At 36.3% G+C, this 14,169-nt stretch carries 11 protein-coding genes and 1 pseudogene; 5 read left to right on the forward strand and 7 right to left on the reverse strand.

The features are described 5' to 3' along the window. Window positions 1-4: 4 nt before the first annotated feature. A complete protein-coding gene (locus ES677_RS10465; RefSeq protein ID WP_148370605.1) occupies window positions 5-1,339 on the reverse strand; it encodes a hypothetical protein in 1,335 nt (444 codons plus the stop codon). Next, window positions 1,339-2,739 (reverse strand): choice-of-anchor B family protein, encoded by a 1,401-nt coding sequence (locus tag ES677_RS10470; protein ID WP_170235059.1) that lies wholly within the window; start codon window positions 2,737-2,739, stop codon window positions 1,339-1,341. Before ES677_RS10470 ends, ES677_RS10465 begins: the two co-directional genes overlap by 1 nt. A gap of 200 nt (window positions 2,740-2,939) precedes the next feature. On the opposite strand from ES677_RS10470, the gene thiL reads away from it, so the two are divergent. Further along, window positions 2,940-3,986 (forward strand): thiamine-phosphate kinase, encoded by a 1,047-nt coding sequence (gene thiL / locus ES677_RS10475; RefSeq protein WP_148370604.1) that lies wholly within the window; start codon window positions 2,940-2,942, stop codon window positions 3,984-3,986. Between the two features lie 57 nt (window positions 3,987-4,043). On the opposite strand, the gene ES677_RS10480 is transcribed toward thiL, so the two are convergent. The 3 genes from ES677_RS10480 to ES677_RS10490 form a co-directional block, all read right to left on the reverse strand. Next, complete coding sequence (locus tag ES677_RS10480) at window positions 4,044-4,301, reverse strand: hypothetical protein (RefSeq protein WP_148381208.1); 258 nt, start codon at window positions 4,299-4,301, stop codon at window positions 4,044-4,046. A 57-nt stretch (window positions 4,302-4,358) separates the two neighbouring features. Beyond that, window positions 4,359-5,138 (reverse strand): alpha/beta fold hydrolase, encoded by a 780-nt coding sequence (locus ES677_RS10485; protein ID WP_148381209.1) that lies wholly within the window; start codon window positions 5,136-5,138, stop codon window positions 4,359-4,361. A 106-nt stretch (window positions 5,139-5,244) separates the two neighbouring features. Beyond that, window positions 5,245-7,338 carry a M13 family metallopeptidase gene (locus tag ES677_RS10490; protein WP_148370601.1) on the reverse strand — a complete coding sequence of 698 codons (2,094 nt, stop codon included), beginning with the start codon at window positions 7,336-7,338 and terminating at the stop codon, window positions 5,245-5,247. A 240-nt stretch (window positions 7,339-7,578) separates the two neighbouring features. Between ES677_RS10490 and ES677_RS10495 the strand changes: the two genes are divergently transcribed. Next, window positions 7,579-9,957: a multicopper oxidase domain-containing protein gene (locus ES677_RS10495; protein ID WP_148381210.1), complete on the forward strand. Its 2,379-nt coding sequence runs from the start codon at window positions 7,579-7,581 to the stop codon at window positions 9,955-9,957. 13 nt (window positions 9,958-9,970) lie between these two features. Here the strand turns inward: ES677_RS10495 and ES677_RS10500 are convergent, their stop codons facing one another. Both ES677_RS10500 and ES677_RS10505 read right to left on the reverse strand, forming a co-directional pair. Beyond that, window positions 9,971-10,558 (reverse strand): nuclear transport factor 2 family protein, encoded by a 588-nt coding sequence (locus ES677_RS10500; protein WP_148381211.1) that lies wholly within the window; start codon window positions 10,556-10,558, stop codon window positions 9,971-9,973. Further along, complete coding sequence (locus ES677_RS10505; protein ID WP_148381212.1) at window positions 10,539-11,075, reverse strand: hypothetical protein; 537 nt, start codon at window positions 11,073-11,075, stop codon at window positions 10,539-10,541. The genes ES677_RS10500 and ES677_RS10505 overlap by 20 nt, the downstream gene beginning before the upstream one ends. Before the next feature lie 153 nt (window positions 11,076-11,228). On the opposite strand from ES677_RS10505, the gene ES677_RS10510 reads away from it, so the two are divergent. The 3 genes and pseudogenes from ES677_RS10510 to ES677_RS10520 all read left to right on the forward strand — a co-directional run. Beyond that, window positions 11,229-12,188, forward strand: a complete 960-nt coding sequence (locus ES677_RS10510; protein WP_148381213.1) for an NAD-dependent epimerase/dehydratase family protein — start codon at window positions 11,229-11,231, stop codon at window positions 12,186-12,188. 313 nt (window positions 12,189-12,501) lie between these two features. Then, window positions 12,502-13,627: pseudogene (locus tag ES677_RS10515) on the forward strand (IS3 family transposase). A 300-nt stretch (window positions 13,628-13,927) separates the two neighbouring features. Next, a partial coding sequence (locus ES677_RS10520) for an ISAon1 family transposase N-terminal region protein (RefSeq protein ID WP_148381214.1) occupies window positions 13,928-14,169 on the forward strand: 242 nt, incomplete at its 3' end.

Raw genomic sequence — 14,169 nt, forward strand, 5'->3', positions numbered from 1 at the left:
TTTTTTAATCTATTTTAAAATGCAAAAGATCGGTAAACCCTTTGTTTTCATTAATATCTTGATCGCTGCTTGACGATTCACCAACAACAATAATAGTCTTATTATTTAACTCGGCAACACCATAGGCAAAATCGATATTATTACCACCCACAGTTTTATGCCATTGTAATTGCCCTTGACTATTTACTTTTACGACTAACGCGTCATTTTGCCCATTATTTTGTGTAATATCTCCATCGGAACTTCGTGAGCTTCCTGCTAATAAAAATCCGCCGTCCTCTGTGTTTTTAATATCGCGAGCGACATCGAAACTACCACCACCAAGGGTGTTTTCCCAAAGTAAGTTTCCATTAGGTGTTATTTTAATAAGCCAGAGGTCTGCCAGACCATTATTGCTCGATACATCGGTATTAAAACTTCGGGTATCGCCAGCAATTACATAATTACCATCGGGTGTTTTCACAATGGCTCGCGCTTCATCTATCTCTGTACCTCCGTAAGATTTCTCCCATTCTAAAACGCCAGTTTCAGAAATTTTAACCACCCAAAAGTCGTAATCGCCTATATTATTTGAGATATCCGTATCTGCACTATCGCTAGAACCAACAAGTATAAAACCGTTATCATCCGTTTGGACCACACCGTAAGGCGTATCGGTAAAAAATCCGCCATAATATTTGCGCCATTCCACCACTCCCGAGGCATTTAGTTTTAATCCCCAGAAATCACCTCCGGCATGCTGAATCCCTTTCGAATTCCCTTCGCCACCAGAGGCTGACACATCTAAAACGCCGGTAATAAAATATCCGCCATCGGTGGTCTCTATCACGGATAACCCAGAATCCACACCCGAATAACCATAAGATTGCTCCCACGATAAAGCGCCAGAAGCCTCTAGTTTTACGAACCAAAAATCTTCTGCCCCGTTATTTACAGACACATCTTGATCGTTGCTAAAACTCGACCCTATAAGCGCATAACCGCCGTCTTGCGTTTGTATAATATCGAAGCCTTTATCTCCATTACTTCCACCAAACGTTTTTTGCCATTGTAACTCACTATTAGCGTTGAATTTTAATACCCAATAATCGTAACTTTCGTTTTGCTTTCCTATTACATCCCCATCCATACTTTGGGTAAATCCTAGAATAGCATAACCGCCATCGGAGGTAGAAATTACACTTTGGCCGCTTTCATTTTTAGACCCTCCAATTGTGGTTACTTCGGCAAAAATCTCAGACACGGTATTGGGTGCGCCCTTTACGATGTCGCTATCTTTAGAACAGCTCATTATAAACCCTAACGCAACACATAAAAACACTATTTTTTTTAAACACATTATAAACTACTTTTTCTCACAATAAATAAGCCCCCTTCAATATCACCTATAATAATATTCTGACTATTAAAATATGGATAAATGCTCCAGACGCCGTTAAACCCCGTGTTATTGTTATCGGGATAGGTATCGAAATATCCTACTTCGGTCATCGGGTTTGTAGGTGAAGAAATATTGGTAATATCAAAAACACGCAATCCCGCACGGTAATTAGCGAGGTAAAATTCGTTGCCTTTAACATAACCGTTATGATCGATAGCATCAAACTGCGCGGTATACTTTGAAGACAATACAGGATTATCTAGATCTGCAAAATCGAAAATAAAGGTCGACGTGTTTACTCCAAAATTTTGTTCATCTAACTCATCACCTAAAATAAAATAGCGTTGATCGTCGGTAAACCAACCTTGGTGGGTGTAAGCAGCTTGCGGATACGTTATCTCTGAAATTAATGCCGGATTGGTCTTATCGCTGACATCTACAATCACCACTTTATTCGTACCGCTGCCACTAGTTCCATTACTAGCAATTAAAATTTCTTTGCCAGAATAATCGGTATCTGGCCCGTTATACGTTATTACTTGCGCATCGTGTGTATAACCTGAAGCAGTATATTCACCTAAAAAGGTAGGATTTAATGGATTTGAAACATCCACAAAAATAGGGCCGCCACCATTGGCAGAGTTGCACCCTACTAAATACGCTACGCCCTCACTGTCGTTAATAACAATATTATGGCAACTGCCTACACCGGTATAAATAGCATCGGCCGTAAATGTTTCTGGGGGATTGGTAACCGTTCTTAATCTGGATAAATCAAAGATTTGCATACCATGATCTCCCACACCATCGGCTACTATAAACGCAAAATCATTAAAGACTTTTACATCTCTCCAAAAATTTGTTCCTGAATTAGAATTTAATCGACCTAAAAAAATGGGTGCTGTAGGATTAGAGATATCTACAAAGGCAGTACTGTTTTCGAGACCCACTAAAGCATATTCCTTATTTGTTGTAGCGTCTGTCCAGCCCCAAATATCACTTCCATCAATATCACTCTCTCCACTTAGTATTTCTGTACTTATATGCGCTAATAAATCGTAATCGTTACACGGATAAATGCCAGCAAAACCATTCTCGCAAGGAAATAACGATTCAGCAGACGACTCACAAACATCTCCCACACCATTATTATTGGCATCAGTTTGATCTGGATTTGCGATTGTAGGACAATTATCTTCAGCATCGGCAATGCCATCATTATCGTTATCGGCATCACTACCAGTGTTAATACCAGTCGTTTCTACCAAAGCATCCGTTGATTCGTCCGAACAGCTTTCGAGCGATACAAAAGCTACGCAAAGCATTAAAAAACATAAAGATCTATACCCGTATTTCATTATTTATTTGTTTTAACGCCAATTAGCTACTCTTTTAACTGTTTTTAGGCGTGACTATTGCGAAATTAATATTTTAAAAAGGTTACTTAATTAGAATTTATGTTAAAATCGACAACCGTTTAATAACTAATACATTAAATAATTCACAAAAAGAACAAGAATAGGCGCTACTTAAATATAGGCTTATTATTTTTGCGTTTATGATAGAAGACAAAAACCCACAACGTACACCTTTAAGTGAACTCGGAGAATTCGCTTTAATCGAGCATTTAACTAAGAATTTTGACGTTAAACACGAATCTACCGTTAAAAGTATTGGTGACGATGCGGCAGTTATTAATCCTGAAAACAAAAACATTGTTGTTACTACAGATCTATTAGTTGAAGGCGTGCATTTTGATTTAAGCTATGCGCCTTTAAAGCATCTAGGATATAAAGCCGTTGTTGTAAATTTATCTGATGTGTATGCTATGAATGCAAAAGCAACACAAATTACGGTATCGATTGCCGTTTCTAATCGTTTTCCATTGGAAGCTTTAGAAGAGCTATATGCTGGAATTGAAACCGCATCAAAGATTTACAATATCGATGTCGTAGGCGGCGATACAACATCATCTAATTCTGGATTAATGATTTCTGTAACGGCTATTGGTGAAGTCGAAAAAGGTCAAGAAGTTTACCGCAGTGGCGCAAAACCAAATGATTTATTAGTGCTTTCTGGCGATCTTGGTGGCGCTTATATGGGACTACAAGTTTTAGAACGCGAGAAAGAAGTGTTTAAAGTGGACCCAAATAACCAACCCGATTTAGATGCTTACACTTATATTATGGAGCGTCAATTAAAACCGGAAGCACGAAAAGATATTATTGATTTATTAAAAGATTTAGACGTTAAACCCACCTCTATGATTGATGTTAGCGATGGTTTATCCTCAGAAATTCTACATCTTTGTAAAGCAAGCAAAGTAGGTTGCGATTTATATGAAGATAAAATACCTTTAGATCCACAAGTTATTTCTACCTGTGAAGAATTTGATATCGACAGCACAACTATTGCTTTAAATGGCGGTGAAGATTATGAGTTGTTAATGACCATCTCTCAGGAAGATTATCCAAAAATTAAAGCCAATCCTAATTTAACAGTTATTGGTTATATCACCGAAGAAAGTGCTGGGGCGCATTTAGTAACTCGTGGAGAAACTAAAATACAACTTCAAGCTCAAGGATGGAAGACCTTTAAGGAATAATTATAATGTCTTTTACGTTTGTACAATCTTGCTAGTTTGCAGCCCGAAGAATTCCTTCTATTTATCTACAGGTGCCTGGTTTAATTTTAATTGACGCCTGTAGTGAATATTTTCTAAAACGGAATTTATTTCTCTAAATTTTGAAGTTAATTCGGTTAAGCCTCCTTTCGAGTTTGTGGTTAATTCTTTTTTGCAGTGGTAACATTTGTACTCATTAACATACGCTGTGATTTGCTTAGACACCTGATAGCGATGTCCAAAAAGGTTACAATACAATTGCGGTACAAAATATTTTTTTCGATGTAAATTGCTCATTTAGTTAGTTTTGGGACTTTAAAACTAAGTAAAAGGAAGCAAATAATCGGCAAAAAGCTATATATTTTCGATGAAATGCATTGATTTTCTTAGAAATTCGACCTTATTTTCTATATGGCTCATATGTCCTTCAGAAAAAACAGCGGTATCAATAGTGTTCTTTTTAGCATATTCTAAAATAAAATTGAGGTCCAAAAGCGTGTCTTTTTCTCCCAATACGATTTGTTTTTTAAACGTTGCTTTAGCAAAAAATACCGAAAAATCTTCGCGACATTTCATGCCCTCGTTGGCAGCCATATACCCTTGAGGCGATGTTTTTAGAGCTGTTTTTAAAGCTTTCTTATATTCTACTCCGAGCGCAATCTTACTCTCTGCACTAAATAAATTCGCAAAACTCATTTTTATTAAGGCTTCAAAATTTTGTTGAGCCATTTTATTTGCTCGGGTTCTTAAGGTTTTTCTGTGTTCGTTATCCGGTTGAAAAGTGGAATTTAACAAACACACCCCTTTTACGTGTACGGGATATAATTTAGCGAAGGCTAAAGCAACATATCCTCCCATAGAATGACCAATGAACGCCGTTTCTTTAATTTCTAAATACTCTAAAATTGCTTTTACGGCCGCAGCCATAGTTTCCATTGTATGTATATATCCTAAAGAATCGGTGTTACCGTGTCCTAATAAATCGATAGCCACTACCCTATTGGTTTTTGAGGCGTGTTTAATTAAATCGTCCCACATAGAGCTGTCTTCTAAAAAACCGTGTAACAAAACAATGGACTTGCCTTGTCCTTCCACTTTAAAATAGAGAGCAGCGCCTTTATAATTTATAGTCATACGTTGTTTATAATTTTCAAAATGTAAACCTATTTACGACAAAAGTATAACATAAAAAAAGCAGCTCGACGAGCTGCTTTTAAATTCTTACATTTATTGTTGCATTTTACCAAATTCTAACGCGATTTTCTGGTGCAATGTACATTGTATCACCTTCTTTAATATTAAACGCTTCGTAAAACGTATCAACATTTAATAACGGTTGTACCGCTCTTGTCATTCCTGGAGAATGCGGATCGGTTTTAATTTTTGTTTTTAAGGCATCGTCTCTCATTTTTGTTCTCCAAACGGTAGCCCAACTTAAGTAGAAACGTTGTTCTGCTGTAAAACCATCAATTTTTTCTGGTCTTCCATTATCTTCAAAGCTCATTTGCATAGCATCGTAAGCCGCTAAAACACCACCTAAATCACCAATGTTTTCACCTAAAGTAAATTCACCATTAATAAACGTTTCTGGCAACACTTCGATAGCACTATATTGATCAGCTAAACTTTTTCCTAAACCTTCAAATTGCTTTAAATCGCCGTCTGTCCACCAGTTATTAAGGTTTCCATTTTTATCGTAACGCGCCCCAGAATCATCAAAACTATGAGAAATCTCATGTCCGATTACGGCTCCAATACCACCATAATTCACAGCATCATCTGCAGTATAATTATAAAATGGTGGTTGTAAGATCGCCGCTGGGAAAACAATTTCGTTATAACTTGGATTAAAATAAGCATTTACAATTTGTGGCGCCATTCCCCATTCTGTTTTATCAACAGGCTTTCCTAATTTATCTAAATTCTCTTTAAAGCTCCAAGTAGATGCGTTATTCATATTTGTTAAGTATGTACCACCGTTTTCAACACTTTTTACTTCTAACTGAGAATAATCCTTCCATTCATCTGGATAGGCTATTTTAACCGTAGTTGCTTGTAATTTTTCGATGGCTTTTGTTTTTGTTTCCTCGCTCATCCAGTCTAAATTCTTAATACGCTCTTCAAAAGCAAGAATAACATTACTAATCATTTTTTCTGCTTTTACTTTCGCTTCTGCAGGGAATTTTTTCTCAACATACAACTTTCCTAACGCTTCACCGATAGTCCAATTAATGGTTCCTAAGGCACGTTCTTCTAATGGACGTTGCGCTTTAGCACCGTTAAGCGTTTTATCATAGAAGTCCCAATTTGCTTTTTCAATTTCTGTACTTAGCATTCCTGCCGCGCCATTGAAAGCATTCCATCTTAAATACGCTTTCCACTGGTCTACATTTTCTTCGGCTAGCACATTTTGTAGCGCTTTCATGTATTTAGTCTCTCTAACAATTACCGTATCTAATTCTTTAGCTCCAATACCTTCAAAATAAGTATCCCAATTGATTGCTGGCACCATTTTTTGTAAATCGGCAACTGCCGTTGGGTTGTATGTTTTACGACTATCGCGTAAGGCTACCTTATCTAATTTTGGTTCTGCAAGGCGTGTTTCGAAAGCTAAAATACTTTCAGCTTGCTGCTTCGCTTGTTCCTCTGTATCTCCTAAATACTGTAACATTCTTGTAATATGAGCAACGTAAGCTTCTCTCTTTTCTTTAGAATCTGCATCGTCTTTTACGTAATAATCACGATCAGGAAGTCCTAAACTCCCTGGGCTTAAATACGCCGCGTTTTTATTACTATCCTTAGCATCTGCATACACATAGAAACCAAAGAAACCACCACCACCTTGAGGCTCCATTTCTATTAAATAAGCTTCTAAATCGCTAATATTTTTAATCTTTTCAATACGTTCTAACTCTGGCTTTACAGGCGCTATACCTTGCTTGTCTCTAGATTTTGTATCCATTATGGTTTGAAACAAAAACACCGCCTTTTCTTGATCTGATCCTGCAGTAACTGCAATTTTATTTGGATCGCTATCCTCAGCCATGGCAGATTTTAAGATTGCTAATGCATCTTCGTCCGTTTTTTGACGTAACTCCATAAAACTTCCCCAAGTGGTTCTGTCGTCTGGAATAGCATTGTTTTCAATCCATTTTCCGTTTACATAAGTAAAGAAATCATCGTTTGGTTTTACAGAATTATCCATAAAATCTAGATTAATTCCCGGTACTTGTTCAACTTTCGCTAAATCTTTTGTGTCTTCTTTCTTGGGCTCGTTTTTACACGCCACGACACTAAAAATTGCGACAGCACTTAATAGAGTAAGTTTTTTCATAATTATTAAAAGTTTCCGTATTGGTTTATAAGCCTGTAATCTACTTAGTAAATTTGTAATTATGCAATGAATTAACACGAAAGGATTTATTTTTAACAAAAAAACAAGTCTTAATTACGCATCATCTTTGCTTTTTACTTTACTTTATATCAATTAGCTGAAAATACATCAAGAAAAAATATTTAATTTTCTGTAAATAATTTAGTAATTGACAGCTTATAAATTTCAAAAAACATTAAAATGAAGCATATAAAACACCTCTCCCTTCTATTCTTATTGAGCTTACAAACCGTATTAGGCCAGAATCTTTTTGAAGCTTCAGAGGAAGGAAACATTGGAAATCTACCTATTCGCGAATACACCTTAGTAATTAAGGAAGAATTGGTAAACAAAACAGGTAAAACAGTTAAAGGAATGACTGTAAACAGCACAATACCAGGCCCTACTTTAGAATTTACTGAAGGAGAGTATGCCGTTATATATGTAAAGAACGAAATGAACGTGGAAACTTCCGTGCATTGGCACGGTTTCATTTTACCGAATTTTTATGATGGTGTTCCCTATTTAACAACACCACCAATTCGTCCTGGGGAAACACTTAAATACGAGTTTCCCATAAAACAATCCGGAACATATTGGTATCATTCTCATACAATGCTACAAGAACAAAGTGGTGTATTTGGTTCGATTCTTATAAATCCCAAAGTAAAAAACCTAGATTATGATAAAGATTTGATTGTAATGCTCTCAGACTGGACTAATGAAAAACCCATTACTGTTTTACGCAATCTAAAACGTGGTAATGAATGGTACGGAATGAAAAAAGGCACTTCTACGCCATTAAATAAGGTAATAGCCCACGGCGCATTTGGGGCACAACTAGACTTTTGGAGACAACGAATGGAAGGAGCTGATATTGCAGATATTTATTACCCAGCGTTTTTAGTTAACGGAAAAAAGGAGCCAAAGTACAGCAATTTTAAAGCAGGCGAAAAAGTCAGGTTACGTATTATAAATGGCTCGGCATCTACTCAGTTTTGGATGACTTTTGGTGGTGCCCTACCCATATTAGTTTCGGCAGATGGCGTTAATGTCGAGCCAATAAAAAAGAACAAAACGTTTATTGCTGTAGCAGAAACTTACGACTTTATCGTCACTATTCCGCAAAGTGGAAAGATTGAGTTTAGAGCTATGGCACAGGATGGTTCTGGAACAGCAATTGCATTTATTGGAACCGGAAATACACTACCCGCCAAGGTCGTTTCTAAACCCGATAAAATAAAAATGATGCAAAAGATGGCACAAATGAATATGAAAATGGGTGCTCACGCTTTAAAATTTCAACCTAATAAAGACGAGCGTTTCGAAATTAAAGCAGAATATGGGATGCAAATGGAGGGTATGGATACTACGAAACAACCTTCAGGAAAGGACAAAATGAATAGTATTAAAGATTCCACAAACAATAAAGAAATGAATCCTACCAAAATGAATCATTCGCAGATGACTATGTCTAAAGAATCAAATCAAAATACCAGTAAAGACGTAGCAAAAAACGAGAATATAAAAACAGAACATTCGGAGATGCAAGAAATGGACGGTATGGCATTGTTTTCAGAATATCATTACAACTATTTGAAATCCCCAGAGAAAACAACTTATAATGCTGATGTCCCCGTAAAGGAAATATTACTAAACCTAACTGGAAATATGAACCGTTATATTTGGAGTATCAATGGTGTACCACTTTCAGAAACCGATAAAATAAAAATTAATCAAAAAGAGGTAACACGAATCACTTTAAACAACCTTACGATGATGCATCACCCGATGCATTTGCACGGTCACTTTTTTAGAGTCCTTAATAAGAATGGAGACTATTCGCCCTTGAAGCATACCGTAAATGTACCACCCATGGGAGAAGTTACGATAGAGTTTTATGGTAACGAATATGGCGATTGGTTCTTTCATTGCCATGTCCTTTACCATATGATGAGCGGAATGGCTAGAGTTATTAGTTACGATACACCACGAGATGAACGCCTAGACGACTATCCTTTAAAACATTTAATTTCGGAAGCTGATAAGTATTATTCGTGGGCAATGTTGGATGTGGCGTCACATATGAGTGCGTTTAACTTTACAGCTTCTAATATTCGTAACCAATTTAATGTGGGAGCAGAATATGGATGGAACAAAAATCTTGAAGCTGAAGTCACTTACGAGAGATATCTACACGATTATTTAAGGGTTTTTGGCGGTGTTACTATTGAAAATGAAACGGAAGATAGCTTAGATGAAGTGTCTACAACTGCTATTGCAGGAATTAGATATTTAACCCCTTATCTTTTTAACCTTGATGTTCGTATGGACAGTAAGTTAAGGCCCCAGATTAGTTTAAGTCGTGAAATACTTATTTTACCAAGAACTGCTGTTTTCGGCACCTATAAGTACCAAGTTGATTTTGGCTGGGTGGACAACCTTGCGGCGGGAGACAATTTTACAAATGAAACGACTTGGAGTGCAGGATTTGAATATTACTTATCGCGTAACTTTTCATTGATGGCAAGCTACGATAACCGTTTTGGAGCCGGCGGAGGGCTTTCAGCCCGATTTTAACAACAAAGACGCATTATCTCGTATTTAATTTATTAATTATCAATCGCTTAACCAATAAACTATCCGACTCTTTTTTAAGCGCGATAACGTCTTTTACTATAGGATTAGGAATAGCTATAGACAGCACGTAATGTGCAATTTTCCATTGGTTATCCTCTCGTGTTAACACCCCAGAACCACGGCAAATTTTCATTTGCGTATGTAACAATTCATCAAACCAAACGGTTTGTTGGTCTTTAGACACGTAAACGTTGCGCTCTATAGGTGTAAAATTCCAGGCTTTACCCTTCTCGAAATGTGGTTTTGCGTACGCTTTAAAGTCCTTTACTTGCCAATTTTCGGAAGCATCGGTACCAATAAACACAGCATTTGAAGTCATTACATTAAAAAAGGCATCGAAATTAGCTTCAGCAGCGGCCTTATGCCATAAGTTTACGGTTGTATTTACGGTTTCTTTTATTGTTACTTCGGAAACTTCAGTTGTACGTTGAATTCTTTCCTCTTTTTGATTTTCGACCTCTGTCTTAACCTCCTTATTACAAGAAAAACTTAGGAGCAAAATCGCTAATAGCGCTACTTTATTATTCCGTTTCGATCTCATTAAATACTGGTTTTATGATGTTTTGCGCTTCCTTTTCATATTTTTTATTCACCTGAAGTGTTAAATAAGAGAAGGCTTGCAGCACCTCTTTTATACTCGTTAATTTATCTTTTTTCAGCGTTGTTTTTAAGCTTAGCATTTCTTCTAACTTGTACATTTTTGTCGTAAGCGCTAGAATTCTTGCTTGTATGGGATCGGTGTTTATTTGCTCTGGAATCGTCGTTACTAATTCTTTTACAGTAGACGTAAATAACGCCTCATCGGCAGTAAAAAAAGAAACATCGGCAATTTTAACTTGAGTAATCGCCCGCGACACATCGCTGTACGCCTGCCAAGAATCTAAAGTGGTTTTCGCCTTTTTATCGACACCGTAATCTACATATTTAAGAGCCGTGATATCCTGCGTGGTAATAGCAGTCGTATCGATTTGAGTAGCCTCTAGATTATTTGTCTGCTCTATTTTAGAGTTACAAGACAATAGGATAGCAAAAAAAAATAACGGATATAAAAACTTCATTTTGGGTATTGTTTTGATTTACAAATATATTGTATTCATAAGTTTAAGTTTCTTTTTTTACTAAAACTTTAAGAGCATCTTTTATTGTTAAACCGCTTTATCATGAATAATAATCTTAGTATTTTTGCACTCCTAAAACATAACACTTAAACTATGCCTTCAAAAATATTAATTATTGGTGCCTGTGGCCAAATAGGATCTGAGTTAACGTATAAACTGAGAGCAATTCACGGCGATGATAATGTTATTGCTAGCGACATTAACTACAGTAATGTTGAATTGGTTAATTCTGGGATTTTTGAAATTGTAGATGCTATGGATTACGCCTCTCTAAATGTTTGCGTAGAAAAACATGCTATCGACACGATTTATTTAATGGCAGCAATGTTAAGTGCTACTGGAGAAAAGTACCCTAACAAAGCGTGGGATTTAAATATGACGACTCTTTTTAATGTGCTTGATTTAGCGAAAGCTAAATTTATTAATAAAGTATTTTGGCCGTCTAGTATCGCTGTTTTTGGGCCATCAACGCCAAAAGAAGACACGCCACAATACACGTCTATGGAACCAACAACTGTTTATGGAATTACCAAACAAGTTGGCGAACGTTGGTGTGAATACTATCACCAAAAATATGGTGTAGACGTGCGCAGCATCCGTTATCCTGGTATAATTAGCTGGAAAACATTACCTGGCGGAGGAACTACAGATTATGCTATTGAAATTTACCATAAAGCCTTAGAAAATAAAACGTACGATTGTTTCTTGAATGAAACCTCTAAGTTACCAATGATGTATATGGAAGACGCTATAAAAGCAACCATAGACATTATGGACGCTAAACCTGAAGCGATAAAAATACGCTCGTCTTATAATTTAGCTGGGATGTCTTTTACTCCAGTAGAGATGGCAGAATCGATTAAAAAACATATCCCTGAGTTTACCATAAGTTATTCACCAGATTTCAGACAACAAATTGCAGATTCTTGGCCAAAAAGCATCGACGATTCGTCTGCTCGCGAAGACTGGAGCTGGAATCACAGTTTTGATTTAGATGCGACCACTAAAGAGATGCTAATGCAGCTTAAAAAGCTTATTAGCGAAAAAGCTTAAAGGCACGCCTTATTACAACATAACGAAAAAGATGATTTGAAAGAATCTTCTTTTTTTTTGCCTTATAGTGAACGTGTTTTATGTGCCCGCGAGAGATCTTTCTCATTAGTTAAGTTTGGGGTGTTTGATGTGTGTGTGTGTGTGTGTGTGTGAAAATTTAGAGCCCTCTATAAATGTTCTTTAAACCGAAATAGACTATTAACTGACTCTTTAATTAGGCTCTGGCTGAGCGCTTCATTTTGTTAATTGCAGCACTGGAGTGTCTACCCTTAATGTGACGTTTTTTATCAGGTTATGAACTTATAGTTGATTTATGTTAAAAAAGGATGATAATGAATTTAAAGTTATGATAGTAGAACTATTAAATTCTGGCATTAAGACAAAACAAGTTAGTAAGGATTAAGGTTTAAGTCTGAGTATCGTTGGACGTTGGAAACGCAAATACAAGTTGAAATCCGGAGATTTTTCAAAAAAGAAGGAATTATCTCTTGAAACTCAAGAACTCAAAGCGCTAAAGAAATAATTAAAGAATGTAACAATGGAGCGTGACATCTTAAAAAAGGCGGTAAGCAAATAACCCGAAAACGATGTTTTCTCCTCTTAATATCAAATCTCCAAGAGCGACTTATAAGATATCAATTCATTTTAGATAATATTGATATATATCCAGTTGAAAAGATGTGCAAATCTATGAAAGTTAGCAAAAACGGTTACTATTATTGGTTTAAAAACAAAAGCATTCTGTTTTGTAAAACGCCTAGAACGCGTCTAAAAGAAAGGATTAAAATTATTTTTGAGCATAGTCGAGAAGTTTATGGTAGCTGTAGGATTCAAAAAAAACTAGAACGAGAAGGCTTGATTTACTCCCGTTCTTATATCGGATTACTGATGAAAGAAATGGGTTTAAGAAGTGTTTTAAAAAGAAAATTTGTAGTTACAACAGATTCTAACCATCACTACTTAATTGCTGAAAATGAATTAAATAGAGGTTTTTACAGTCTAAAATTAGGAGTAAAATGGGTGTCTGATATCACTTATATTCGAGTTAATGACGATTGGAGTTATTTAACAACCATTATAGATCTCGCTGACAGAGAGGTTGTTGAATGGTCTCTGAGTGAAGATATGACCACTCAAAACACCGTAATAAAAGCTTGGATTGCCGCTCGAAAAATAAGAAATATTAGCGATGGATTTATTTTTCACTCGGATAGAGGAGTTCAGTATGCCTCAAACAAAATGACAAATCTCTGTAACTTAAAGTATGAGTAGAAAGGGGAATTGCTGGGACAATGCTGTAGCTGAAAGTTTTTTTTAAGACAATTAAATACGAATGGCTATATCGATTTAAATTCACATCGTATAATCAATTATATGCTGCCATTGAAGACTATATTCAGTGGTACAATACAGAAAGGTTACATTCTAGTTTAGGATAGCTCTCACCACTAGAAATGGAAATAAAATTGAGAGGAATTATTAAAAATGTAGCTTAAAAAAATAGTCACAAATTTACTAGGTAGTCTATACAGCCCCTTTAAGCCCCTTAAACAGTAATCCTTTATAATTAGACACCAACCTGCAATTCGCGACAGCAATCTTCTCTTTGTTGCCTGTGGTATAGTATGGCGTTTAATCGCTACATTACTGAGTGTTCTGTGCAACTTTAGAGGTGCTAGAAACGGATCAAACGTAAAACTTGGGGAGAAACTTTATCTTTGACAAAAACAGATTAGATCTTGGATATAAAATTAGCACAGTATTTGTTACCGGAAGGCGTTATGGATTATTTTGAAATTGTAGACCATAAATCATCAGAAGGTAAGGTTCATTTTTACCTAGAAGAAAAGAACGTGCTGCCCAAGGAGTACCAATCAGAATTAGCGCAATCCAAAGGCTTCTTGCCTGAGATAACCGTTGAAGATTTCCCTTTAAGAGGCAAATCGGTACTGCTCCATGTAAAGCGTAGACGATGGACTCT

Origin of the sequence: Bizionia gelidisalsuginis, from assembly GCF_008086185.1 — a bacterium.
Classification (GTDB): domain Bacteria; phylum Bacteroidota; class Bacteroidia; order Flavobacteriales; family Flavobacteriaceae; genus Bizionia; species Bizionia saleffrena.